This window comes from Kitasatospora phosalacinea, from assembly GCF_030268885.1.
Classification (GTDB): domain Bacteria; phylum Actinomycetota; class Actinomycetes; order Streptomycetales; family Streptomycetaceae; genus Kitasatospora; species Kitasatospora phosalacinea_C.
Genome location: NZ_BSSA01000012.1, coordinates 1 through 25,549, shown reverse-complemented (window position 1 = coordinate 25,549; position 25,549 = coordinate 1). Strand labels below are relative to the sequence as shown.

Below are 25,549 nucleotides of genomic sequence, written 5' to 3'. Positions count from 1 at the left end.
CTCCGCCGGGACGAATCCGGGCGTGATCACTCGTTCGAGTGACGCTGATCATTGCGAGCCCGGTCGGCCGGGTCGCTGTCCTAACGTCACTGACCGGGCTGACGGTCCGACAGGGCGACCCGACAGTGCGAGGGGTGGGGCATGGCCGAACAGGGTGCGGCGGAACGGGGCCCGGACGGGCTGAGCAGGAGGCGGCTGCTCGCCGCTTCGGCGGCCGGCGGGGCGGTGTGGCTGCTGCGCGGCACGGTGGGGCCGGAGAGCGCCCGGGCGATCGGCACGGCGCCGGTGCTGCCCGGCGGGCTGGTGCCGTACCAGCAGGTGTACGAGAACTGGGCGGGCGAGATCCGCACCAGCCCGCTCTGGGTCTGCGCCCCCGACTCCCCGCAGCAGGTGGCCGACCTGGCCGACTGGGCGGCGGCCAACGGGTGGCGGCTGCGTGCGCAGGGGCAGCGGCACGGCTGGGCGCCGTTCACGGTGGCAGCGGGCACGCCCGCCGACACCAGGGTGCTGCTGGTGGACACCACCCGCTCGCTCACCGCGCTGAGCCTGGCGAGCGGCTTCGGCGGCGCCGGCGGCCGGGCCGTCCGGGCGCAGACGGGCGCCTCGTTGGAGGACCTGCTCGCCTTCCTGGCCGACCAGGGCCTCGGAGTGGCCGCCTGCCCGGCGCCGGGCGACCTCACGGTCGGCGGCGCGCTGGCCGTCGGCGGCCACGGCACGGCCGTCCCGGCCGCGGGCGAGACGCCCCGGCCCGGTCAGGGCTTCGGCAGCCTGAGCAACCAGGTGCTCTCGCTCACCGCCGTGGTGCACGACGCCTCCGCCGGTCGGTACGTGCTGCGCACCTTCGACCGGTCGGAGGCCGACGCGGCGGCCTTCCTGGTGCACCTGGGCCGGGCCTTCCTGACCGAGGTGGTCCTCCGGGCCGCGCCCGACACCCGGCTGCGCTGCCTCAGCCGGGTCGACGTGCCCGCCACCGAACTGTTCGCCGCCCCGGGCAGCCCGGCCGCGGGCGGCGGACGGACGTTCGCGGACTTCCTGGCGAGCACCGGCCGGGTCGAGGCGATCTGGTTCGCCTTCACCGACCACCCCTGGCTCAAGACCTGGCAGCCCGCTCCGGACAAGCCGCTCTTCGCGCACGAGGTCTCCGCGCCCTACAACTACCCGTTCTCGGACAACCTCCCGCAGCCGGTGGCCGAGCTCGCCGGACAACTCGTCAGCGGCTCCGAGCAGTTGGCTCCGGTCTTCGGCCAGCTCCAGTTCCTGATCACCAAGATCGGCCTCACCGGCGACGTGACCGACCTGCTGCTCGCCCCCGGCCTGCTGCGCAGCCTGCTCAGCGGCGACACCCTCACCCACCTGCTCGCCGGCGGCCTCCGTTCCGACCTGTGGGGCGCCTCCCGCCACCTGCTCCAGTACGTCCGCCCGACCACCTTGCGGGTCACCGCCAACGGGTACGCGATCCACTGCCGCCGCTCGGACGTGCAGTGGGTGGTCTCCCGGTTCGCCTCGTCCTACCAGCAGGTGCTCGCCACCCACCAGGCGCGCGGCGAGTACCCGATGAACGGCGCGGCGGAGATCCGGGTCACCGGCCTGGACGACCCGGTCGCCTGCGGGGTGCCGGGGGCGCAGCCGCCGCTGCTCTCCGCACTGCGCCCGCACGCCGACCACCCGGAGTGGGACACCGCCGTCTGGCTGGACCTCCTGACCCTGCCCGGCACCCCCGGCCTGCACGCCTTCTACCGGGAGATCGAGCAGGAGCTGCTCGGCCTGTTCGACGGCACCCGGGCCGGGCTGCGGGTGGAGTGGTCCAAGGGCTGGGCCTACACCACCGATGCCGCCTGGGCCGATCCGGCCGTGCTCGGCCGCACCGTCCCGGCCACGCTCCGGGCTCCGGGCGCCCCCGGCTGGGACGAGGCGGTGGCCACCCTGGACGGGTACGACCCGGCCCGGGTCTTCGGCAACCCGTTCCTGGACGCCCTGCTGCGCTGATCCCCGGCCGCAGGGTGCCGGAGCCGCCGGCGGTCGGACCGTCCGGCCGTCCGGCCCGAACAGGGTGCGGGTCGGCGTAACTCGACGGGGGAGTGCGTCGTTCACGGTGTGCCCCAGCAGCGGGTTCACCCCGCCCGCTGACGCCCGTCCGAGAAACCGACCGCCAAGAGGGGAAGCGAGCCCTGACCTCCTCCTGCGAAACCACCGTTCCCGCGGCCCACGTCGACCCGGAGGTGTTCGCCGCCTCGTTGCCGCGGCACGTCGTCTCCGCGACCGTCCTGCTCACCGACACCGACGGCCGAGTCCTGATGCTCCACCAGGCCCGCCCCTACCCCGGCCACCCGGCCTGGTGGCAGCTCCCCGCCGGGCTCGCCGACCCGGGCGAGGCCCCACCCGTCACCGCCCGGCGCGAACTCGCCGAGGAGACCGGCCTCCACCCCGCCAGGGTGCTGCGCCCGCTGGCGGTGGACTACCGCTCGGCCGCCGACGGCTGGCCGCCGGTCATCGACTTCGCCTTCGCGGCCGACCCGGTCCCGGTCGGGACGCCGGTGCGCCTGAGCGCCGAGCACGACGCGTTCGCGTGGCGGACCTGGGAGCCGTTCCTGCAACCGGAGCAGCGGGCGTGGTGCGCCTCGCTCCGGGCCGCCCACCGGCGGGGGAGTGCCGTGGTGCTCGTCGACGGCCGGGACGCCGCGGAAACCGCCACGGGCACGGGCGCGCCGGTGCCACCGTCCGCCCGTCCGGGAAGCTGACGCCCCGTCCGGAAGGTCGCCCGCCGAGGCGCCGACCATACTTCCCCAACACCGTTCACCCGCAGGCCAGTTGGGACGAAAGCGGACCGCACCCGGCCCGCCGGGCCGTCCCGTGCGTCCGCGTCGCCGTCGCGGAAACGGCCCCGGGAGCGGCCTCCCGGCCGGTCGGGGACCACTCGAACAGACTCGAAAAGAAGGGCGTTGCATCACGAGCACGACACGAGCTAGGCTCCAGGAGCTCAATCAAAAGCTTTCCATGCAGCTAATGGTGTTGGTACGAGGGGGCCGCGACCGTGACTGATCTGGAAGGCACGTTAGACGCGTTAAGCGCGCTTGACGCCCATGACCAAGCAGCGCTGCTGCGCAAGGGGGAGATCGGGGCCCGAGAGCTGACTGAGGCGGCGATCAACCGGATCGAACAGCTCCGGAGCACCGTCAACGCGGTGTCGATCACCTGCTACGAACAGGCGCTGGAAAACGCCGAACGGGCGGCGGGCACCCCGGGCGCGGTGTTCGCCGGAGTCCCCTTCCTGTTGAAGGACCTCGGACCCGGCTGCGCGGGCGTCCCGGCGAACGCCGGCTCGGCGTTCCTGGACGGCTACACCCCCGCCCGGGACAGCACGCTGGCCCGCAGGTTCCGCAACGGGGGGCTGGTGGTGCTGGGCAAGAGCGCCACCGCGGAGTTCGGCGTCCTGCCCACCACCGAACCGGTGCGCTTCGGGCCGACCCGCAACCCGTGGGACCTCACCCGGAGCGCCGGCGGATCCAGCGGCGGCGCGGCCGCCGCGGTCGCCGCCGGAATGGTCCCCTTCGCCCACGCCAACGACGCCGGCGGGTCGATCCGCATCCCGGCCTCCTGCTGCGGGGTCTTCGGACTCAAGCCCACCCGGGCCCGCACCCCGCTCGGACCGGACGTCGGCGACCTGATGAACGGCCTGGCCTGCGAGCACGTCGTCAGCCGCACGGTGCGCGACAGCGCCGCCGCGCTCGACCTGATCGCCGGACCCGACCTCGGCGACCCGTACTGGGCCCCGCCCGCCGAAGGACCCTTCACGGGCGCGCTCGACGCCCCGCCCCGGCCGCTGCGGATCGCGTTCACCCTCCGGGCGGGCAGCACCGAACCGCACCCAGACTGCGCCGAGGCGGTGCGCGAGGCCGCCCGGCTGTGCGCGGAACTCGGGCACGAGGTGGTGGAGGACGCGCCCGAGGTCGGCATGGCCGAACTCGCCGACGCCTTCCTCGACGTCTGGGCCGCCGGGGTCTCCTCGGCCGTCACCGGACAGGGCGCGGCGGCAGGCGGCCGCGAACCCCGGCCCGAGCTGCTGGAGGAACTCACCTGGTGGCTCTACGAGCGGGGCAGGCGGCTCAGCGCCGCCTCCTACCTGCTCACCGTCTCCCGGATGCAGCGCGCCGCCCGCGCGCTGGCGGGCTTCCACCAGCGCTACGACGTGCTGCTGTCCGCGGTCACCTCCGAACCCGCACCCCCGCTGGGGCGCTTCGGCCGGGGAACCCCCGAGGAGCAGCTGCGCGACGCCCTGGCCTTCGCGCACGAAACCCCGCTGGCCAACCTCTCGGGGCAGCCCGCGATGTCCGTGCCGCTGCACCGCAACCGCACCGGACTGCCCGTCGGCGTGCAGTTCACCGGCGCGTTCGGCGCGGAGGCCACCCTGCTGGCCCTCGCCGCCCAGCTCGAACAGGCCCGCCCCTGGGCCGGCACCCTACCGGTCGGACCGCCCACGGTGCCCTGAGCCGTTCCGCGCGACGCCCCCGACCGGGGCGCCGCGACGCCCCGCGCGACGCCCCCACCCAGGGCACCGCGACGCCCTGACCCGTTTCCCACGGTGGCCCGACCCGTTTCCCCGCGGTGCGCCGAGCCCTTTTCCCCGGCCCGCCCGCCGGCTCCGGCACGCCCGTTTCCACCGCCCGCACGTCCGGGCACCCCTGCGCGCAGTGGTGCCCGGCTCCGCACGCCGCCGCCCCCGCGGCCGGCGTGCCGACCGGCCGCGCCCGCCTCCGGGCGGGCCGTGCGCAGCACCCGTCCCACCCGTCACCCGTACCGAGGAGCAGAACAGCCATGTTCAAGACCACCACCGACGCCGACCTCGCCGGCAACCCGATCGACGAGTTCATCGGCAACTCGATCAAGTACGCCGCCGTCACGGCCGCCGCCAAGCTGGGCGTCTTCACCGCGCTCCGCGAGGGCCCCAAGACCCTGGAGGAACTGGCCGGGGCCATCGGCGCCAGCGTGGACGGCACCCGCGCCGTCGCCGACGTCGCCGCGGTGCTCGGCTGGCTGGAGCTCTCCGACGGCCGCTACGCCACCGGCCCGCTGGCCGAGCGCTGGCTCGACACCGACTCCGTGCTCGACTTCACCCCCGCCCTGCTGTGGGCCTACGAACTCACCAACGTGCTGTGGGAGCTGCCGCAGGCCGTCCGCGACGGCAAGCCCGCGCAGTCGCTCTGGGAGCGCTGGGCCGACAAGCCCGAGGCCGGCAAGGACTTCTCCGCCTACATGAAGGTCAAGTCCCGGCTGACCGTCGACTCCATCACCGAGGCCGTCCCCGTCCCCGAGGGCGCGCAGCGCCTGCTCGACCTCGGCGGCTCGCACGGCCTGCACACCATGGCGTTCTGTCGCCGCTACCCCGAACTGACCGCCACCATCCTCGACCTGCCCGAGGCGCTCGCCAACACCGGCGCCGCCCTGGAGGCCGAGGGCCTGGCCGACCGCGTCTCGCTGCGCCGCGGCAGCTTCCTCACCGAGGACCTCGGCGAGGGCTACGACGTCGTCCTGCTCTTCGAGATCGTCCACAACCACACCGACGAGGAGAACCGCGACCTGATCGCCCGCGCCGCCAAGGCGCTGCGCCCCGGCGGCAAGATCGTCGTCCTGGAGGACGTCCGCGGCGAGAAGCTCGACGAGCACAACGCCGCCTTCAGCCTCGCCATGTTCGCCTGCTCCGGCGACCGCACCTACAGCCTGCCGGAGATCACCGGCTGGATGGAGGACGCCGACCTGGCCACCGTCGAGCACATCGCGCTGCCGTCCTCGGTCTCCCTGGTGGTGGGCACCAAGTAGCAGGGCCCGCCCGTCCGCCCGTCCCCCGAGCCCGGAGGCAAGCAGTGAAGATCGCTCTGGCGCGTGCCATGACCAGCAAGTGGCTGGCGGCGTCCGAACTCGCCCGCGACATCTACCGGAAGACGTACGGCGCCACCGTACTGCCCGCGCCCGACGCCTTCATCGTCGCCGAACCGGCCGACCCCCCGGGCCCGGGGGCGGCGGACGACGGGGAGCAGATGCTGGCCTGCGCCGGCCTGACCTTCGGCACCGACCGGCCGCTGTTCTCCGAACGCTACCTCGACCGCCCCGTCGAGGACGAGATCGCCGAACGCTTCGGCGCCCGGCCCGACCGCCGCCGGGTGGTCGAGGTCGGCGCCCTGGCCACCCGGCAGCGCTCCGTGGGCGGCGAGGTCATCCGCGCCACCCCGATCGTCGCCTGGTGCCTGGGCATGGAGTACATCCTGTGCACCGTCACCAGCAGCCTGGTCGTCGGACTGGACCGGGCCGGCATCGAGTTCACGCCCTTCGGCCCCGCCGACCCCGACCGGCTCGACCCCGGCGACGACGCCCGCTGGGGCAGCTACTACGACCACAAGCCGCAGGTCGGCGTCATCCAGCTGAACTCGCTGCACCGACTCTTCTCCGCGGCCACCGGCCGCTACCTGTTCACGGACATGGAACTGAACCTGATCGGCGACCAGGGGGCCACCCATGCGAACCGTTGAGAACGCGCTGCGCACCCACGCCGAGACCGACCGGCCCTTCGTCGAGGTCCTCGGCGAGGACGGTGCCCCCGCCCGGGTGCTGAGCTACCGCCAGGTCACCCGCGGCGCCCAGGCGCTGATCGACCGGCTGGCCGCACACCCGCTGCCCGCCGACGGCCGCACCCCGCGGATCGGCGTGGTCTGCGGCAACACCCCCGCCTTCGCCCTCGCCGACCTGGCCCTCATCGCCGCCCGGCTGGTCGAGGTCCCGGTGCCGCTGGCCTTCTCCGCCGAACAGGCCGCCAGCCTGCTGGAGGACGTCGACCTGTGCCTGCTCGACGAGCAGGGCGAACGCCGGATGGCCGAATGGGGCCCCGAGCGGGTGCTGCGCCCCGGCTGCCCGCTGCTGACCCTCGACGAGCACCAACTGCTCGCCGACGGCCGGCCGCTGGAACTGCCCGCCGGCCCGGAGGCGGACGCCGACTGGGAGTGCAAGGTCATCCACACCTCGGGCACCACCTCCCGCCCCAAGGGCGTCCGGATCCGGGCCCACGCGCTGGACGCCCTGCTCGACTCGCTGCACACGGCCATGCCCGTCGGCGCCTACACCCGCTACCTGTCGCTGGTGCCCTTCAGCCTGCTCATCGAACAGGTCACCGGACTGTACCTGGTGCTCCTCGACGGCGGCACGCTCGTCCAACTGCCGCCCGCCACCGCCCTGGTGGGCACCACCGCGACCGCCGCCGAGGACGTCCTGCCGCACGTCGCGGCCGCCCGCCCCACCGCCCTGGTGGCCCCGCCCGCCCTGGTCGACGCCTTCGCCGCGGCCGCCGACCGGGCCGCCGAGGCCGGACTCGACCCCACCGCGGTCCTGTTCGGCACCGGCACCACCCCGCTGCTGTGCGCCGGCGGCGCCCCCGTCCACCCGGACCTGCTCGACCGGCTGGAGGGGCACGGCCTGCCGGTCCACGAGGGCTACGGCCTGTCGGAGAACAGCTCCGTGGTCAGCTGGAACACCCCCGGCGCCCGCCGCAACGGCACCGTCGGCCGCCCGCTGCCGCACGTCCGCGTCCGCCTCGCCGAGGACGGCGAACTGCTGGTCACCAGCACCTCGCTGTTCGCCGGCTACACCCGCGACGACCCCTCCAGCCTGATCCTCGACGAGGAGGGCTGGCTGCGCACCGGCGACCTCGCCCGGATCGACCCGGACGGGTACATCACCATCACCGGCCGCAAGAAGAACGTCATCATCACCGCCGCCGGCCGCAACGTCGCCCCCGAATGGGTCGAGGCGCAGTACCGCCAGCTGCCGTTCGTCCGCACGGTCGCCGTGGTCGGCGACGGCATGGCCGCCCTGCACGGCCTGTTCGTCGTCGCCGAGGGCACCGACCCCGACCGGGCGCTGGCGGCCGTCCACGCCTTCGGCGCCGAACGGCTCTCCGAGGTCGAACGCGTCGCCGTGGCCCACCTCGTCACCCTCGACGAACAGACCTACCGCACCTACTTCACCGTCACCGGCCGCCCGATGCGCGCCGCCATCGCCGAGGCCCTGGCCTCCGGCGCGCTGCAGGGCCACCGGCCCGCGCCCGCACCCGCCACCGGCGCACCGGCCGCGGAGCGCCCCACCGACCAGAGCACCGACCACGCCGCGAAAGAGGACCCCATGACCACGACCGTCGACATCCGGCCCTACGGCAACGGCACCGGAAAGGTGATCAGCCCGGTCGGGGGCACCACGCTGGGCGACCTCGACCCGGCCGCCGTGATCGGCCTGCTGGCCGAGTCCGGCTTCCTGCTGCTGCGCGGCTTCGGCCCCGACCTCAGCGACTTCAGCGCCTTCGTCAAGGCCCACTCCGACCGCATCACCCTGGACCCGGCCCGCTCCTTCCACGGCGGCGACGTCGCCCAGAAGGTCGACGCCGGCACCGCCGCGGTCGGCCTGCACCTGGAGAACGGCAACAGCCCCTTCGGCCCCGACCTGACCTGGTTCCTGTGCGAGAAGGCCGCCTCCAGCGGCTCGCAGACCACCGTCTGCGACGGCTACCGGGTCTGGGACGGCATCAGCGAGCGGGCCCGCGAACTGTTCGCGGCGCAGGACATCGTCTACACCCGCAGCGTCGAGGAGGCCAAGTGGAAGGCCTTCGTCGTGCACCAGCTCGAAGGCCGCAAGAGCGTCGAGGAGATCACCTTCGACGACATCACCGCCCTGACCGCCGGACAGCGCGGCAGCGACATCACCCTCAACGAGGACGGCTCCATCTCCTACTCCTACCGGGTCGGCGCCGCCCACCCCACCCTGTTCGGCACCCGCCTCGCCTGGGCCAACAGCATCTTCGGCCCCTCCTACAACTACGAGCCCCCGAAGATCACGTTCGCCGACGGCAGCGACCTGCCCCAGTGGCTGCTGGACGAGCTGCTCGCCCTCACCGAGGAGGTCACCGAGGACCTCGAATGGCAGGACGGCGACATCGCGCTGATCGACAACACCCGGGTGATGCACGGCCGCCGCGCCATCCTCGACCCCGACCGCACCATCTACAACGCCCAGAGCTACCTCAACCGCGACCTGATGCCCGGCCGGGCGTGAACGCGATGAGCGCCCACACCGCCCCAGCGCCCCACTCGCTCGCCGACCCCGCGGTCGGCGCCGTCCTGGCCGACATCGCCGCCTCGGCCGAGCACGACGAGGACGTCGTCCGGCAGGCGTACGCCACCGCCGCGGGCTGGGCCGAACAGCCCACCCCGCTGCAGGCCGCCGAACTGTGCGCCCGGGCCGCCCTCCCGGTCGCCCCCGAGGTCGGCCGCTTCCTCTACCAACTGGTGCGGGCCGTGCGGCCCGCCCTGGTGGTCGAGTTCGGCACCTCCTTCGGCGCCTCCACCGTCCACCTCGCCGCCGCCCTGCGCGACAACGGCACCGGCCTGGTCATCGGCTCCGAACTGCACCCCGGCAAGGCCGCCCGGGCCCGCGCCAACCTCGAACGGGCCGGCCTCGCCGAGTACGCCGAGATACGCGTCGGCGACGCCCTCGAACAACTCGCCGACCTGCCCGGGCCGATCGACGTGCTGCTGCTCGACGGCTGGAAGGAGCTCTACCTGCCGGTGCTGCGCACCCTCGAACCCGCCCTGCGCGACGGCGCCGCCGTGGTCTCCGACAACCTGCCGATGCTGCCGCCCGAGTTCCTGGAGCACGTGCGCGGTTCGGCCGCCGGCTACCTCTCCCAGCCGCTCGCCCTCGGCGAGGGAGTCGAACTGAGCCTGCGCACCGCCTGAACCCCGCCACCCGCCCGTGCCCACCCGTTCACGAAAGGACGGTACCCCTGGATGTCCGGACGGCTCTTCACCAGCGAGTCGGTCACCGAAGGCCACCCCGACAAGATCTGCGACGCCATCAGCGACAGCATCCTCGACGCCCTGCTCGCCCAGGACCCGGCCTCCCGGGTCGCCGTCGAGACCCTGGTCACCACCGGCCAGGTGCACGTCGCCGGAGAGGTCACCACCAGCGCCTACGCCGACATCCCGCGGATCGTCCGCGAGGTCGTCCTCGGCATCGGCTACGACTCCTCCGCCAAGGGCTTCGACGGCAACTCCTGCGGCGTCAACATCGCCATCGGCGCGCAGTCCCCCGACATCGCCCGGGGCGTCGACTCCGCCCACGAGGAGCGCACCGGCAGGGCCGGCGACGACCTCGACCGGCAGGGCGCCGGGGACCAGGGCCTCATGTTCGGCTACGCCACCATCGAGACGCCCGAACTGATGCCGCTGCCGATCTCCCTCGCGCACCGGCTCACCCGCCGGCTCACCGCCGTGCGCAAGGAGGGCGTCCTGCCCTACCTGCGCCCCGACGGCAAGACCCAGGTCACCGTCGAGTACCGCGGCGACACCCCCGTCCGGCTGGACACCGTGGTGCTCTCCAGCCAGCACGCCGCCGACGTCAGCCTCACCGAACTGCTCGAACCCGACATCCGCAAGCACGTGGTGGAACCCGAACTCGAACGGCTCGGCATCGACGCCTCCGGCGCGGTCCTGCTGGTCAACCCGACCGGACGGTTCGTCACCGGCGGCCCGATGGGCGACGCCGGGCTGACCGGCCGCAAGATCATCGTCGACACCTACGGCGGCATGGCCCGCCACGGCGGCGGCGCCTTCTCCGGCAAGGACCCCTCCAAGGTCGACCGCTCGGCCGCCTACGCGATGCGCTGGGTCGCCAAGAACGCCGTCGCCGCCGGCCTCGCCGAACGCCTGGAGGTGCAGGTCGCGTACGCGATCGGCAAGGCCGCCCCGGTCGGCCTGTTCGTGGAGACCTTCGGCACCGAGCACACCGACCCGGTCCGGATCCGGACCGCCGTCCGGGAGGTCTTCGACCTCCGCCCGGCCGCCATCATCCGCGACCTCGACCTGCTGCGCCCGATCTACGCGCAGACCGCCGCGTACGGCCACTTCGGCCGCACCGACGTCGACCTGCCCTGGGAGCGGCTCGACCGGGTGGACGCCCTGCGGGCCGCCGCCGGGATCTGACACCGGGACCGGCCCCGCCGCGCGGCGGGGCCACCCGGCTCCGGCGACCCACCCGGCTCCGGCCGCCACCACACCGCCGACGGATCGTTGGACCCGTCGGCCCGCCCGGCCCGCGCCACCGGCGGGGCCCGCAGGACCCGAACCACCGAACCACCGAACCACCGAACCGCCAGAACCACCGAGCCGCCAGAACCACCGAGCCGCCGAACCACCAGGAAAGGCACCACGACCGCCATGACACCGCGCCTCAGCCGCCGCACCGCCCTGCTCACCGGGGCCGCCGCGGCCCTCCCCGCCGCCCTCGCCGCCGCCCCGGCCCCCGCGGCAGCCGCCTGCCTGACCGTCGAGCAGGCGGCGCGCTGGACCGACGCCTACCTCGCGGCCTGGCGCAGCAAGGACGCCGCGGCCGCCGCCCGGCTGTTCACCCCCGACGCCCGCTACGAGGCGGTGCCGGGCGTCGCCGACCAGACCTACGTCGGCCGCGACGCCATCCGCGGCTACTGGAGCGGCGTCACCGCGGGCCAGAGCGAGATCACCACCCTGCGCGGCACCCCGCTGGTCACCGGCGACCGGGCCTGCGTCGAGCTGTGGGTCACCCTGCGCGCGGCCGGGGCCAACCCGTCCGGCGACGACTGGATCACCCTGATCGAGACCAACGTGCTGACCTTCACCCCCGACCTGCTGTGCCGGCACAACGTCGAGTACTGGAACCTGCAGCCCGGACGGCTCGCCCCGCCGGCCGGCTGGGGCACCGCCCGGTGAGCGCCGACTCCCCCCGCCGACTGCTGGTCACCGGCGGCCGGGTCCTCACCATGGACCCGGCCCTCGGCCAACTGGACCACGCCGACGTCCTGATCGAGGACGGCCTGATCACCGCCGTCCGCCCCGGCATCGAGGCCGACGGCGCCGAACGCCTCGACGCCCGCCACCACCTGGTGCTGCCCGGTTTCGTCGACACCCACCGGCACATGTGGCAGGCCGCGCTGCGCGGCTTCGGCACCGACCAGACGCTGGAGCAGTACTTCGGCGAGACCCTGCACGCCTACGGCACCGCCTTCGACCCCGCCGAGCTGTACCTCGGCGAACTGCTCAGCGCGCTGGGCGCGCTGGACGCGGGCGTCACCACCGTGCAGGACGTCTCCAACGTCACCAAGACCACCCCCGAGCACAGCGACGCCCTGGTCGACGCCCTGGAGCACTCCGGCCTGCGCGCCGTGTTCGGCTACGGCTACGGTCCGGCCGCGGACGCCCGCCGGATCCGCACCGAGCGGCTGCACCGGGACGACGCCCTGGTCACCATGGCGCTGAACGCCGAACTCGGCGGTGACCGCGCCGTGCGGGAGGAGTGGGCCCTGGCCGCCGAACTCGGCCTGTCCACCGTCCTGCACGTGCGCGGCGGCCGGCCGGTCTCCCGGCTGCGCGGACTCGGACTGCTCAGGCCCGGCACCGTCTACGTCCACGGCACCGGCCTGGAGCCGGGCGAGCTGAAGCTCATCGCGGACAGCGGCGGGGCGCTCTCCATCGCCCCCGCCATCGAACTGACGATGGGCCACGGCCTGCCCCCGTTCGCCGCCGCGGCCGCCGCCGGGCTGCGCCCCGCGCTCAGCGCCGACGTCGAGGTCGCCACCGGCAGCGACCTGTTCGGCCAGATGCGGGCCGCCTTCCAGATCGCCCGGTACTCCGCGCTGCACCTCGCCGACACCCCCGTCGACCGGCTGCCCACCACCCGGGACGTGCTGGCCGCCGCCACCATCGACGGCGCCCGCGCACTCGGCCTGGACCACCGGATCGGCTCGCTCACCCCCGGCAAGCAGGCCGACCTCCTGCTGCTGCGCGCCGACCGCCCCGGCGTCCTGCCGGTGCACGACCCGGTGGGCACCGTGGTCTGCGCGATGGACCGGGCCGACGTCGACACCGTCCTGGTGGCCGGCCGGGTGGTCAAGCGCGACGGCCGGCTGCTCCACCCCGGCCTGCCCGGCCTGGTCGAGCAGGCCGAGGAGCTGCGCCGGCGGCTCGCGGGCTGAACCGAAGGCCCACGGCTGGACCGGCGGCCACGGCTGGATCGCCGGTTCAGCGGCGGACGAGGACGCCCTCCTCGACGGCGGCCAGGACGTCCTTGAGGACGTTGTTGAGGAGTTCGGCCTCGGCCCGGGGGATGCGGTCGACGATGCGGGCGTGCGCGGCGGTGACGGCGCGCACGGCCGCCTCGGCGACCTCCACGCCGCGGGGGGTCAGACGCACCCACGTGCTGCGGCCGTCGTCGGCGTCGGCCTCGCGGGAGACCAGCCCGGCGGCGCCCAGCCGCTTGAGGACGTTGCTGGTGCCGCCGGAGGACAGCAGCAGGGCGCCGGTCAGCTCGCTGGGCCTGAGCCGGTAGGGCTCGCCGACCCGGCGCAGCACGGCGAGGACCCCGTACTCGGCCTGGGTCAGCCGCAGACGCTCCAGTTCGCGGGCGGCGACCTCGTCGAAGGCGGCGGTCAGCAGGGCGCTGCGCTTGGCCAGCTCCAGCGGGAGGCCGGCGATCTCGGGCAGCTGGACGTGCCAGGCGCTGATGATCTCGTCGACGTGGTCCGGTTCGGACATGGCGGGCCCCTCCTTCCCTTGGTCCGCGGCGCTCTCGCCGGGTCGGCCCTCCAGGATAGCTCGGCGTAAAGCTATCTCAAGGGGTGAGGGCGGCGGGCGTTCAGGGCCTCGCGGCGCTCCCACCTCCACTGTTGCCCGTCCGACGGGGAGGCGCTATGTTCAATCTCAGCATAAAGCTTTCCACATAGCTTTTTCGTGACCCAACTGGGAGTGATCATGCAGGCTCGAGTCGTCGTCGCCTACCACAGCGGGTACGGCCACACCGCCAAGCAGGCCGAGGCGGTGGCCGCGGGCGCGGGCAAGGTCGAGGACACCACGGTGCAGCTGGTCTCGCTGGCCGAGCTGAACGACGAGCTGTGGCAGACCCTCGGCGAGGCCGACGCCATCGTCTTCGGCTCGCCCACCTACATGGGCGGCTCCAGCGCCGTCTTCCGCACCTTCGTCGAGGCCACGTCCCAGGTCTGGGGCGACAACATGCGCTGGAAGAACAAGATCGCCGCGGGCTTCACCAACAGCGGCAACATGTCCGGCGACAAGCTGCACACCCTGACCGACATCGCCCTGTTCGCCGCCCAGCACGGCATGATCTGGGTCGGCCTGGCCGAGTACGGCGGCTGGAACACCTCCACCGGCAGCACCGAGGACCTCAACCGCCTCGGCAGCTGGCTCGGCGCCATGTCCCAGTCCAACAACGACCAGAGCCCCGAGGTCACCCCCTCCGCCTCCGACCTGCGCACCGCCGAGGCCCTGGGCCGCCGCGTCGCCGAGATCACCCACATCCAGCTCCGCGGCCGCGCCGCCACCGAGCTCGAACCGGCCGCCCTCTGACGTGACCGGGGCCGGGAGGGCACGCGCACGCACCCGGTGGGCCGCACTGGCCCTGCTCCTGACCGCGGGCTGCTCGACGGCCCACCCCGGCGCCGGACCAGGCACCGGCACGACGACGGCCCCGCGGGCCGGTGAGGAGGCCACCGTGGCCACGCGCCGCGACACCACCACGGAGCGGACGGCCGTCCCCGACTGCTTCCGGGACACCGCGGCGACCGTCCACCGGGTGACCACGGGCGGCGGCTCCGGCAGCCGGATGATCACCCTCGGCGAAGGCCCGCACGGCATCGTGTTCGCCCCGATCTCCTGGGGCGACGCCTGCGAGTGGGCCGGTGAGGCCAAGCGGCTGGCCGGCGCGGGCTACCGCGTCCTCACCTTCGACTGGGGTGGCGACCGGCGCGGCACCGTCACCGCCGCCACCGCGCTGCTGCGCGGACAGGGCGCCGAGTCGGTCGCCTGGGTGGGCGGCTGCATGGGGGCGACGGTCATGCTCGCCATGGCCGCCGACACCCCCGACCGCCCCGCCGGCATCGCGGGCGTCAGCCCGCTGGCCTCCCTGCTCGGCACCCGGGTCGACGGCGGCGCCGCCTACCGCGGCGAGATGCTGCTGCTGGGCACCGCCCGCGACCCGCTCGCCGACGAGGGCCGCCTGCGCGAGGTCGCCCGCCGCTTCCCGGAGTCCGAGGTCACCGTGCTCCCCGGCACCCTGCACGCCGCGGAGATCTTCGACGGCGAGCACCGGGAGCAGGCCAGGAAGGCCCTGGACGGGTTCCTCGAACGGACCTTCACGGCCCGCTCCTGAGAGCCCCGACCCTCGCCCGGGGCGGCGGGGACCGGACGCACCCGCGCCCGGACCCCGCCGCCCCGGGCGTTCCGCGTCCGGGCTCTCCCGAATCCTCATGCCTCCGGCCGCACCGACCAGAAGGCTGGCATCCTCGCCGCCGCACCTCCCACCACCGCCACCTGACGCCCCGACGACACCGGGGCCCGCCCCTTCACCGGGGTGCGGGGGAGGCCGAGCAGCAGTCGGTCCCGGTGTCCGCGGCCGAGCGTTCCGCGGCGCCGCCGCGGCCGCGGTCCGGATGGTGAAAACGGTTCTGGCACGGACCGGTGGGCGAGTAAGGTCCCCGCTCATGCGCATTCCCACGCCTCTGCTCGCCGGTGCCCTCGCGGCGCTGCTGCTGACCTCCGCCTGCTCCTCTGCCGCGGGCCCCGCTCCGGACACCGCTGCCGGCAAGGCTTCCGGCTCCGCCTCGGAAACAGCCGGTGGTGCTGCGCTGCCGGTGGCGGTGAACGGACCGGTGGAAGGCGTGTACCTGATCCCCAGCAGGGCCGGTGACGCCCTGTCGGTGGAGCGGCCTGCCAAGGACGCCCCGCTGGAGGAGCAGATCGGCGCCAAGCTCCGCGAGGACCTCCTGCAGCGGGCCCTGGTGCCCGGCAGGACCAGTGTCTCCTGCCCGGACGGCATCAAGGTGGAGGCCGGGGTGACCAGCCGGTGCACCGTCGCCTACGAGGGCGTGGAGGTGCCGTACGCCGTGCAGATCAGCTCCTCGTACGACCCGAAGCAGGGACTGGTCTCGTACACCATGAGCCCGATGAAGGTGCTGGTGGTCGCCAAGACCGTCCAGGCCAAGCTGTACGACAACTACGGCCCGGGCTCCGGCCTTGCGGACACCAGCAAGCTGGCCTGCCAGGAGATGCCCGCGGTCGCGGCCTACGACTCCGGGGTGGACACCGGCTTCACCTGCCAGTACTGGAGCCCGCACGCCCCGAACGGCAAGCCCGGCTACACCACGCTCCAGGTGGTCATACGCGGCAGCGGCTTCCAGTTCAAGCCGACGGGCTGAGCCGCGCCCCCGCGCCGGCGCCGCCCCCGCCGGCGCGCAGCTCCAGGGCGACCGCGCTTCCGGCCCGACACCCGCGTGCAGCCGGACGGCCCGGTGGGGTTGGGCCGGTGACGGGAGGACAGACTGGGGGCATGAACGTTGACCGCAGCCCGCTGGGGCAGCCCCTGTTCTCCTCCTCCGCCGTCGACGAGCCCGTCGCCCCCGGGGGCGGACCACGTCGTCCTGTGGAGCCCGCGCCGTTCCTGGAACCGGCCCCCGTCCCGGCTGCGGCCGCGAGGGCGCCCTCGAAAGTGCTCGGCCGCTCGGCTGCTCAGAGCACGCCCACCAGCACGATGACCAGGGCGGGCAGGGCGACGAAGACCGTGCCGAGGTAGACGCCGAGGATCCAGCGCCGCTCGGAGGCGAGGCGGGCGAGTTGCTCGGCGCAGTACAGCGGCACGGGGCGCAGCAACGGGATCACGTAGATCGCCACGATCGCGAAGAGGTTGTAGATCAGGTGGACGAATGCGGCCTGCAGCCCGATCTTCGCGTCCGGCCCGACGCCGGCGAAGGCGGCGAAGACCACCGTGAAGGTGGTGCCGAGGTTGGAGCCGACCACGACGGGATACACCTGAGCGGGCGTCAGGATGCCCGTACCGGCGAACGGCACCAGCACCGAGGTGGTGATGGTCGAGGACTGGGTGACCACGGTGACGCCCATGCCGGTCGCCATGGCCAGGTACTCGTTGCGGCCGACGGCCTTGAGCAGGGCGTCCCGGGCCCGGCCGACCATCAGCAGTTTGAGCAGCGTGCCCAGGTAGCGGACCGCGACCAGGATCAGCGCGGCGCCGATCACGATGGTGAACAGCGGGCCGAGCGCGGCGCTGACCTGCGCGGTGCCGTGCACCACCGCGTGCTCCACCAGCCGGGCCGTGGTCACCGCGTCCTCGACCAGCAGCGTCAACGCCACGTCCTGGTACGAGAAGCAGGCCGCGAAGGCCGCCCCGGTGGCCTCCTCGAACAGCCGGCTGTCGGCCTGCCAGCCGTCCGGCAGTGTGCTCGGTGCCATGCCGGGGCGGCTCAGCGGGTCGAGGCGTGCATGATCACGGTGGTGTCCGCGCGGATGGCGTCGCTGTCGTCGAGTTCGACCACGGCGTTGGCCGTGGTCCCGTCACCTGCGGGCAGCGGAAGCAGCACGGCCGGGGTCCGCAGCACGCCGCCGCACAGATCGGGGTCCATCCCGGTGTCGACCCGCGAGTAGCGGGGATCGTCGAGGCTGCCGGGCCGGTCGACCGCAATGCCGTGGGAGGCCAAGTAGTCGGTCATCGCGGAGCGGGTGGTGCGCAGGACCAACGAGAGCGAGACGCGGCCGGTCGCGGGATCCTCCTGTGCCAGGTAGTGGACGTCCTGCGCCCCGGCCGGCAGGTCGAGCCCGGTCACGGCCAGTGCCTGCCGCAGCGGGACGCCGGTTCCCGCACAGGCGCGCTCGTCGCCGAGTGGCGGCCCCGGGTCCGTGGCCCAGCGCACCACCTCCGTCCCGATCAGCGCCAGTACGGCCAGAGCGACGAGACCGACGATCCACCGCACCAGGCGCTCCCACCCCTTCGGCACCCCGCACCCCCTGCGTCCGCATACGAGCGATCACGTGAGGACCGGACGGTAGCACGAGTCGCCGCACACCCTCCGCGCTGACCCGGACCCTCCGGACCGGCCCGGCACGGAAGCTGACGCCGGGTCGGTTCACAACGGCCGCCCCGAAAGCCCGGGGCGGCCGTCAAGGTGCGCACGGTCCGCGATCAGCCGGCGCCGGGCAGGTGAGCTCGTCGAAGCCGGCCGGCTCGGCCCGGCGGTCCACCAGCGGGTACCGGACCTCGCCGCTCGGCCCGTACTGCTGGAGGCCCTCCAGGCTGGCCGCGGCGGCCGGAACAGCCCGGGGCATCTTGGCGACGTGCCGGTCCCGGGCGTGCAGCTGGAGCTCGTCGACCCGGTTGTCGAAGCCGACCCGGCCGGTGCCGGTGAGGGCGAACAGCAGCCGCGGGAAGCGCACGTACCGGCGCCCCCACAGCGGCACCCGGCCCTCCTGCTCGGCCGCGATGGTGCCCGCGCGGATCCCGACCGGGAGCGTCTCCGTCGCCGCGGCGGCCTGCGCCAGCGCCGGGTCCTCCTCGACGCCGATGGCGACGAGAAGGCCCTCCTGCTCCTGCCCCAGGTCCGCGAACGCCCCGCGCTGGGCGGCGACCCAGTGGCCGAGCTGCTCGCCCTCGAATACCGTCTCCGCCGCCAGCGCCGACCAGTCGACCCGGCCGTCCGCCTCATGCCACCAGGTCCGCGCGGCCACGTAAGCGCGCTGCCAGGCGATCGACCGCGGTGCCCAGCCGGAGGACATCGCCGGACACCTGCACGCACTCACCTCCAGCTGACCCGTCCGCCTTGCCGGGGCCGGCCCGACACCTGCCCGGTCACGGCACTACCCAGCCCACGCCACTTGATCGGAGAACACCGCCATGCCCACCGCCGTCTTGGAGAACGCTGCGCTCACCGCCGCGGTCGGCAGTGCCTGGTACGCGGCAGCCGCCGCCGTCACCGCCGTCGCGGCGCCCACCCCCGACCGGCGCCGCGACGATGCCCGCGGAGCCCTCGAGGTCCTGGTGCGTCGTAACCCCCGCTGAAGCCGTGGTCTGGTGCCCGCCCCGCGGCGGGCACCAGACCACGGAGGCGAGGGCCTTCGTCCGCGTACTACCGTTCGGCCGTCGACGGTTGGCCGCCGGTCATCGACTTCGCCTTCGCCACCGGCCTGGTCCCGGTCGGGACGCCGGTGCGCCTGAGTGGGGAGCACGCCGCGTTTGCGCGGCGGACCCGAGCAGTGGGAGCGGTTCCTGCAGTCCGAGCAACGGGTGTGGTGCGCCTCGCTCCACACCGCCCACCGGCGGGGAGTGCCGTGGTACCCGTCGACGCCCGGGACACCGCGGAAGCCGCTGTGGGCACGTCCAGAAAGCTGACGCACCGTCCCGGCCGAGCCGCTCCGGCCGCGCCGCGCGCACCGGGGCCCCGGCGGAGCCCCTGGTGGCGGTGGTCGTTGCCCGTGGCACGCGGGTGTCGCAGTTGTCCGGTTCGAGGATTTCGTGGGGGCAAGTGGGTGGGCGTGTTCCGGACGTTGTGGACGTGGCGGGTGCCGACGGACGTTCGGGCGCGGGTCGGTCCAGTTCGGCGGGTCGTGCTCGGTGGTCGCGTCGGCGTGTGCTGGCGGGTGGGGGCTGTGGCCGTGGGTGGTTGGTGGTGTTTCGTCCGCCGGTCGGGGTTGGCGGGTTCTGGGTGTCTGGGGAGAAAGTTCGGGGGTAGAAGGGGGCCTCTTTTCGGGTCGGTGCGTGTGGGAACGTTTGCGCGGCTCGTCGGCCGGCAGGGTCGGCGAATGTCTTCCTTGGGGGGAAGATGCTCTCTTCACGTGCCCGGAGCACGTCGTTCCGGCATGTCCGTCCGAGCGCGGTGGCGGTGGCCCTGGCGGTCGCCGGTGCGCTGGTGCCGGGGGTTTCCTGGGCAGCGCCGGTGGCGCCGTCGGGGTGGGGATCGGGTGCGGCGCTGGCCCGCCCGGCCGTCCCGACAGGGGTGACCGAGGCGCCGCTCTCGCAGCACTCCAGGTCACCCCGGCCCGCCGTGTCCCCGGCGGAGCCGCAGGCGAAGTCCCCGGCCCCGTCACCGTCCTCGGCTTCGTCGCCGGGCACCACGCAGGGGGTGGTGTCGCCGCGGGTGTTCGTCCCCTACGGCCAGGGCGAGATCCCGTGGAACAGCTACACGACGGTGCGGCTGGACGACGCGCTGGTGGCGAAGGTGAACCTGTGGGACGGGAACCTGATGCTGGACGCCACGGACCTCGACCTGGCGGCGGTAGGGCAGCGCCTGCAGCTGACCCGCACGTTCAACTCGCTCAGCGGCGGCCCCTACGGGCCGCTGGACCACGGCTGGTTCGGCGCCTACGACCGCTACCTGCAGGTCTTCTCCGACGAGGTCGTGGCCTACGGACCGTCCGGGGAGAACGTCACCTTCGACGCCAACGCGGACGGCACCTACCAGGTGGCCACCGGCTACGACGAGTCGCTGACCCACAACGCGGACGGCACCTGGACCCTGCTGCACCGCAAGGACGGCACGAAGGAGACCTACGACTCCTCCGGGAACCTGGCGGCGATCACCGACCGCAACGGCGACGCGATCAACGTCACCCAGCACACCGACTCCAACGGGTTCACCACCGGCTCCAGGGCGACCGACACCCGCTCGGGCCGCTGGATCGACCTGAGCGCGACCGGCACCGGTACCTGGAAGGCCACCGACAGCACCGGCCGCACCGTCTCCTACGCCTTCACCGGCCCGGACGACGCGCAGGTGCTGACCGTTACCGACATCGAGGGCCACCCGACCGTCTACGCCTACGACGCCGACCACCGCATCGCGAAGGTCACCACCCCCGAAGGCCGCTCCACCGCCTTCACCTACGACGACTACGACCGGGTCACCTCCGTCACCCGCCTCACCACCACCGGCGGCAGCACCGGCCTGACCACCCTCTACGCCTACAGCGGCTTCCGGGCGGGCACCACGACGGTCACCGACCCGGCCGGCCACGCCACCGCCTACAGCTACGACGGCGACGGGCAGACCACCTCGGTCAAGGACGCCCTGGGCCACTCCCGCTCGGCGACCTGGGACGCCGCGCACAACCAGGCCACCGCCACCGACGCCCTCGGCACCGGCACCACGCCCGGCAACACCACCACCTTCGGCTGGAGCGGCAACAACCCCACCTCCGCCAAGCTCCCGCTGGGCGCGAGCGCCCTGCTCGGCGGCTACGCGGCCCGCGGCGGCGCGCAGTTGCCCGCCACCCTCACCGACGCGCAGGGCAACCAGACCACCTACAGCTACGACACCTCCGGCAACCTCACCCAGGCCAAGGACACCACCAGCGGCGGCAGCGCCGCCCACCTCGACTACACCTACAACCCCGCCACCGCGACCTGCGGCGGCTTCCCCGGCCAGCGCTGCTCGGCCACCGACGCGGGCGGCAACAAGACCGCCTTCGCCTACGACGCCCAGGGCAACCTGACCACCGTCACCCCGCCCGCCCCGCTCGGCCGGACCACGATCACCTACGACAGCGCGGGACGGCCCGCCACCGTCACCGACGGACGCGGCGTCAAGACCACCTACACCTACGACAAGCACGACCGGCCCACCGCCCTCGACACCCCCACCACCCACATCGCCCTGGCCTACGACACCGACGGCAACCTCACCACCCGCACCGGCCCCACCGGGACCGCCACCTTCCACTACGACCCGCTGGGTCGCGAGGACTGGCGCAAACTCCCCACCGGCGACCAGGCCACCCTCGGCTACGACGCCGCCGGCAACGTGAAGACCTCCACCGACCCCTCGGGCACCCTCACCTACGGCTACGACGACGCCAACCGCCTCACCACGCTCACCGAACCCGGCGGCGCCAAGACCACCTACACCTACGACGACGCCAACCACCGCACCGGCACCGCCCTCCCCGGCGGCGCCAAGCAGACCACCGCCTTCGACAACGACGGCCGCCCCACCTCGATCACCGCCACCAGCGCGAGCGGCACCGTCCTGTCCAAGCTCACCTACGCCTACACCACCGGGCCGAACGGCACCGACGGCACCAAGACCGCCACCCGCACCGACAACGCGGGCAACAAGACCACCTACACCTACACCACCCTCGGCCGCCTCACCCGCGCCGTGGAGACCAACGGCTCCGGCGCCCGCACCGCGGGCTGGCTGTACTGCTACGACAACGCCGGCAACCTCACCACCACGACCAGTACCGCCACTTCGAGCAGCACCTGCACCGGCCAGGCCGCCACCTACGCCTACAACGCCGCCAACCAGCTCACCGGTTCCGGCGGCTCCACCACCGGCTGGTCCTACGACAACGCCGGCAACGAGAGCGCCGCCGCCTCCCCGACCGGCGCCCGCACCGCCGAGACCTGGACCGACTTCTCCCAACTGGCTGGCATCACCACGGGCACCACCCACCTGGACGCCGCCTACGCGGGCACCGACAACGGCGAACGCACCCGCCTGGGCACCACCACCTTCGCCAACACCGCCCTGGGCGTGACGGCCCTTCAGACCGGCACCACCACGACCAGCATGATCCGCGAACCCTCGGGCACCCTCACCGGTATGACCCGAGGCGGCGCCACCTACCACTACCTCACCGACGCCCAGGGCTCGGTGACCACCGTGGTCGACAACGCCGGCCAGCAGGTCGACGCCTACACCTACACCCCGTACGGCACCGCCCGCAGCACCACCGAAACCGTCCCCCAGCCCTGGCGCTACACCGGCGCCTACCTCGACCCCACCGGCCTCTACAAGCTCGGCGCCCGCTACTACGACCCCGCACTCGCCCGCTTCACCCAGCCCGACCCCTCCGGCCGCGAAACCAACCCCTACGCCTACACCGCCGGTGACCCCGTCAACCACACCGACCCCAACGGCACCAGCCTCATAGGCAGCGTCCAAGGCCTCTGGGACGACGCCAATGACGTCATCAGCACTCTGCAGGACGCAGAAGAAGGAGACGGAGCGGGACTGCTCGGGGACCTCGCCGGAGTGGCCACCGGAATCGCCGTGGAAAGTGGCTGCCAATTCGTTGCAGGCCTGGCCGCCGCTCCGACGGCAGGCATAGGGGGCATGGCGGTGGAGGTGGGCTGCGCGGCCATAGCGACATCGGTCGGTGACAGGGCCTCCAGTTATGTCGAGCAGAAGGCGGGGTAACAATTTTGGCTAAATTCTTCGAGTCTTCGTACGGGTCTCCCAGGGCTGTTGGGCGAAACGGCTACCTGACCGTGGTGTCCTCGTCGGTCCTCATGGTGCTGGGACTCGGCATAGGGATTTTCCGCAGCTGGCAGGCAGGCGCCCTGCTCATTGCGATCGGGGCTGCAGGGGTCGCCGTGTTCCTCGTCGGAATGAACATCCTGCGCCGCAGGGCATGAATCGACAGAGCAAAGGATCGAAAATGCACCAACTGGCTCGTGGGGCCGGTCTCGGAATCGGACCGATCGGTGACGCCGTACTTCTTGCCGTGGGACTCGTGCTCGTGGTGGGAGCAATCGTCTGGTCGCGCCGCCGACGGCGCTGACAACCGGCCGGCTTCTTCTCCCGCCCTGCCGCGTAACCATCTCCCCACTCCGAAGGTCGAACTTCTCGGCACTCCTGTCGTGAAACACTGCAGACCGGTAAGGCCCCCTCGATCGAGGGGGCCTTACCGGTGCTGTACGAGTGCCTGCCCCGGCCCCCACGGGACGGGCGCCCGGCTCCTACGCTCGGCCGTCTTCCACCCGCTCTCCCAGTTCGCCCGGCGCCACCGTCCCCGCCGACCGTGTCGCCCACCACCCGAGAGCAGCGTTCCCGACGAGGTGCACGCTCCCGCCTCGCACCGGCCCCCGCCGCCCCCTCCAGCGTGCCGCCGCCCTCACCACCGGGTCAGCACCAGCTCGATGGCGAACCCCGGTCCCATCGCGGCCATGAGTCCTGGCGCGTCGGCGAGCACCGTCTACTGGACGATCACCGGCGCGTCCAACGCCGTCTCCGCCGGTGAGAGGGCCGAGCCCGTGGCCGAGCAGCCCGTGCCCGACCTGCCCGGCGACGGCAAGGCCGCGGTCGACCAGATCGAGCTGGCCCTGCTGGCCGCGCTGAAGGCCGGCACCGAGGCCGGGGACGTCGCCCGGGCCGACCGCTACAGTACCCGGCCCGAGCCCGAGCGCCCCGCCTTCCGCTACGGCGCCACGATCGAATGCGCCAACGGCTGGCGCCTGTTCCTTACCTGCGTCGTGCCGCCCGTAGAGGCGAGAAGCTCGCCGACCACCGGTACTACAAGCCCGAGGAGACGGTGTAGGCCGGGGCGTTCGCCGCCGCGGCGAGGGCCCACCATGATGGGCCAGGTCGCGTAGGGAGGGGAGATGGGCGTGGGCGTGCATCTGGACAAGGCACTTCGCGCGGGGGACTACCTGCAGATCGCGTCCTTCCGGTGGTCCGTGGACGGCCATGGACCCGGCGAGGGATACGCCCGGATCGAACGCGTGGAGCACATTCCGTCGGCGGACGGCCTCCTCAACCCAGAGGCCGACGGGCTGCTCACGATGATGGCGCGCGGCCAGACGACGGCCGCCGTGTTCTGCCAGGGCATGCCCGGACCGCTGCTGCTGCGCTGCGGGGGCCACCGGGTGGCGGACGCGATCCACGCGCAGCGCCTGGCGTGGGACGAGACCAACCCGACCTGGCCGCCCGGGGAGCCGCTGTGGTTCCGGGACACGACCGAACCGGCCGACGCGCACCACTCCCGCACCGAGGCCGCAGGCCCCGAACCGCTCCCCGCCCCGCTCGGTGCCTAACCGTCGCCCCGGGCGCCGCGGCGCGCCGCGACGTTCACCAAACCGGTCCACGCCCTGATGACCGGCGACTACCTACAGATCCACGCCCACCGCCACCCCGCAGCGGACATGGGCGTCGACGAGGGCTTCTGCCGGACGGCCCCTGGGGCCGGGCCGGGCACATCGCCGCCCGGCACCACGACGAGAAGACCGCCACGATCCTGACCGACCCCGTCAGCGGCACCCGTACCTACCGCAGCACCGGCGACGCCCTAGGGCCCGTCTTCAAAGAAGATCAAGCAGTGAGATCATCTGGGGCGTGATACGTCGTCATGAGCTGTCCGATGCCGAGTGGGCCGTGCTCTCGCGGTTCCTGCCGAGTTCGGGGACCGCGGGGCGGCCGCGCAGTGATGACCGGGTGGTGCTGAACGGGATCGTATGGAAGCTGCGGACCGGTTCGGCCTGGCGTGACGTGCCGGAGCGGTACGGCTCGTGGCAGACCCTGTACACGCGTTTCCGCAGGTGGGCGCTGGACGGCACGTTCTCGCGCATACTGAAGCAGGTCCAGGCCGAGAAGGACGCGGCCGGAGACATCGACTGGCTGGTGTCGGTCGACTCCACAATCGTCCGGGCCCACCAGCACGCTGCCGGCGGCAAAAAGGGGCACTCGATCAGGACGAAGCGGGTGATCACGCCCTCGGCCGGTCCCGTGGCGGACTGAGCACCAAACTCCACCTGGCATGTGATGGACGCGGGCGCCCGCTCGGCTTCGTCCTGACCGGCGGCAACACCAACGACTGCACCCGCTTCGAGCACGTCATGCAGGCCATCCGCGTCCCACGCATCGGGCCCGGGCGGCCTCGCACCCGGCCCGACCACGTGATCGCCGACAAGG

Annotated in this window: 21 protein-coding genes and 1 pseudogene; 18 read left to right on the top strand and 4 right to left on the bottom strand. The window is 73.3% G+C overall.

The features are described from left to right. Positions 1 to 141: 141 nt before the first annotated feature. The 10 genes from QSK52_RS18515 to QSK52_RS18470 all read left to right on the top strand — a co-directional run bounded on the left by QSK52_RS18515 (position 142) and on the right by QSK52_RS18470 (position 13,039). Positions 142 to 1,986: a cholesterol oxidase substrate-binding domain-containing protein gene (locus QSK52_RS18515; RefSeq protein WP_285737185.1), complete on the top strand. Its 1,845-nt coding sequence runs from the start codon at positions 142 to 144 to the stop codon at positions 1,984 to 1,986. 248 nt (positions 1,987 to 2,234) lie between these two features. Next, positions 2,235 to 2,738, top strand: coding sequence for an NUDIX hydrolase (locus tag QSK52_RS18510; RefSeq protein WP_285737184.1), 504 nt, complete (start codon positions 2,235 to 2,237; stop codon positions 2,736 to 2,738). Between the two features lie 293 nt (positions 2,739 to 3,031). Beyond that, positions 3,032 to 4,486, top strand: coding sequence for an amidase (locus tag QSK52_RS18505; protein WP_285737183.1), 1,455 nt, complete (start codon positions 3,032 to 3,034; stop codon positions 4,484 to 4,486). 326 nt (positions 4,487 to 4,812) lie between these two features. Beyond that, the gene (locus tag QSK52_RS18500) at positions 4,813 to 5,814 is read left to right on the top strand and encodes a methyltransferase (protein WP_285737182.1); all 1,002 of its coding nucleotides are present in this window, start codon (positions 4,813 to 4,815) and stop codon (positions 5,812 to 5,814) included. Positions 5,815 to 5,858: 44 nt separating this feature from the next. Next, the gene (locus tag QSK52_RS18495; RefSeq protein ID WP_285737181.1) at positions 5,859 to 6,521 is read left to right on the top strand and encodes a thermostable hemolysin; all 663 of its coding nucleotides are present in this window, start codon (positions 5,859 to 5,861) and stop codon (positions 6,519 to 6,521) included. After that, on the top strand, positions 6,508 to 9,087 hold the full coding sequence (locus QSK52_RS18490) for an AMP-binding protein (protein ID WP_285737180.1): 2,580 nt from the start codon (positions 6,508 to 6,510) through the stop codon (positions 9,085 to 9,087). The genes QSK52_RS18495 and QSK52_RS18490 overlap by 14 nt, the downstream gene beginning before the upstream one ends. Before the next feature lie 5 nt (positions 9,088 to 9,092). Then, entirely contained in the window at positions 9,093 to 9,770 is a 678-nt protein-coding gene (locus QSK52_RS18485; protein ID WP_285737179.1) for an O-methyltransferase, read from the top strand. 51 nt (positions 9,771 to 9,821) lie between these two features. Next, positions 9,822 to 11,015, top strand: a complete 1,194-nt coding sequence (gene metK, locus QSK52_RS18480; RefSeq protein WP_285737178.1) for a methionine adenosyltransferase — start codon at positions 9,822 to 9,824, stop codon at positions 11,013 to 11,015. A 234-nt stretch (positions 11,016 to 11,249) separates the two neighbouring features. After that, entirely contained in the window at positions 11,250 to 11,777 is a 528-nt protein-coding gene (locus QSK52_RS18475) for a nuclear transport factor 2 family protein (RefSeq protein WP_285737177.1), read from the top strand. Further along, a complete protein-coding gene (locus QSK52_RS18470; protein ID WP_285737176.1) occupies positions 11,774 to 13,039 on the top strand; it encodes an amidohydrolase family protein in 1,266 nt (421 codons plus the stop codon). Before QSK52_RS18475 ends, QSK52_RS18470 begins: the two co-directional genes overlap by 4 nt. Positions 13,040 to 13,085: 46 nt before the next feature. Here the strand turns inward: QSK52_RS18470 and QSK52_RS18465 are convergent, their stop codons facing one another. Next, positions 13,086 to 13,598 carry a MarR family winged helix-turn-helix transcriptional regulator gene (locus tag QSK52_RS18465; RefSeq protein ID WP_285737175.1) on the bottom strand — a complete coding sequence of 171 codons (513 nt, stop codon included), beginning with the start codon at positions 13,596 to 13,598 and terminating at the stop codon, positions 13,086 to 13,088. 216 nt (positions 13,599 to 13,814) lie between these two features. Between QSK52_RS18465 and QSK52_RS18460 the strand changes: the two genes are divergently transcribed. The 3 genes from QSK52_RS18460 (at position 13,815) to QSK52_RS18450 (ending at position 16,273) form a co-directional block, all read left to right on the top strand. Next, the gene (locus QSK52_RS18460) at positions 13,815 to 14,426 is read left to right on the top strand and encodes a flavodoxin family protein (RefSeq protein WP_285737174.1); all 612 of its coding nucleotides are present in this window, start codon (positions 13,815 to 13,817) and stop codon (positions 14,424 to 14,426) included. A gap of 145 nt (positions 14,427 to 14,571) precedes the next feature. Next, positions 14,572 to 15,228 carry an alpha/beta fold hydrolase gene (locus QSK52_RS18455; RefSeq protein ID WP_285737173.1) on the top strand — a complete coding sequence of 219 codons (657 nt, stop codon included), beginning with the start codon at positions 14,572 to 14,574 and terminating at the stop codon, positions 15,226 to 15,228. A gap of 331 nt (positions 15,229 to 15,559) precedes the next feature. Then, complete coding sequence (locus QSK52_RS18450) at positions 15,560 to 16,273, top strand: DUF4333 domain-containing protein (RefSeq protein ID WP_285737172.1); 714 nt, start codon at positions 15,560 to 15,562, stop codon at positions 16,271 to 16,273. 310 nt (positions 16,274 to 16,583) lie between these two features. Here the strand turns inward: QSK52_RS18450 and QSK52_RS18445 are convergent, their stop codons facing one another. The 3 genes from QSK52_RS18445 to QSK52_RS18435 all read right to left on the bottom strand — a co-directional run bounded on the left by QSK52_RS18445 (position 16,584) and on the right by QSK52_RS18435 (position 18,638). Then, positions 16,584 to 17,321, bottom strand: a complete 738-nt coding sequence (locus QSK52_RS18445; protein WP_285737171.1) for a Na/Pi symporter — start codon at positions 17,319 to 17,321, stop codon at positions 16,584 to 16,586. Positions 17,322 to 17,332: 11 nt separating this feature from the next. Beyond that, positions 17,333 to 17,863: a hypothetical protein gene (locus tag QSK52_RS18440; protein WP_285737170.1), complete on the bottom strand. Its 531-nt coding sequence runs from the start codon at positions 17,861 to 17,863 to the stop codon at positions 17,333 to 17,335. A gap of 163 nt (positions 17,864 to 18,026) precedes the next feature. Further along, positions 18,027 to 18,638 carry a helicase associated domain-containing protein gene (locus QSK52_RS18435; protein WP_285737169.1) on the bottom strand — a complete coding sequence of 204 codons (612 nt, stop codon included), beginning with the start codon at positions 18,636 to 18,638 and terminating at the stop codon, positions 18,027 to 18,029. Positions 18,639 to 18,756: 118 nt separating this feature from the next. On the opposite strand from QSK52_RS18435, the gene QSK52_RS18430 reads away from it, so the two are divergent. From QSK52_RS18430 to QSK52_RS18410, 5 genes and pseudogenes are all read left to right on the top strand, one after another. Further along, positions 18,757 to 18,921, top strand: a complete 165-nt coding sequence (locus tag QSK52_RS18430; protein ID WP_285737168.1) for a hypothetical protein — start codon at positions 18,757 to 18,759, stop codon at positions 18,919 to 18,921. Between the two features lie 1,060 nt (positions 18,922 to 19,981). Further along, on the top strand, positions 19,982 to 23,059 hold the full coding sequence (locus QSK52_RS18425; protein WP_285737167.1) for an RHS repeat-associated core domain-containing protein: 3,078 nt from the start codon (positions 19,982 to 19,984) through the stop codon (positions 23,057 to 23,059). Positions 23,060 to 23,808: 749 nt separating this feature from the next. Next, positions 23,809 to 24,234, top strand: coding sequence for a hypothetical protein (locus QSK52_RS18420; RefSeq protein ID WP_285737166.1), 426 nt, complete (start codon positions 23,809 to 23,811; stop codon positions 24,232 to 24,234). A gap of 15 nt (positions 24,235 to 24,249) precedes the next feature. Continuing rightward, positions 24,250 to 24,675: a hypothetical protein gene (locus QSK52_RS18415; RefSeq protein ID WP_285737165.1), complete on the top strand. Its 426-nt coding sequence runs from the start codon at positions 24,250 to 24,252 to the stop codon at positions 24,673 to 24,675. Between the two features lie 298 nt (positions 24,676 to 24,973). Next, positions 24,974 to 25,549: pseudogene (locus tag QSK52_RS18410) on the top strand (IS5 family transposase); the annotation flags it as partial.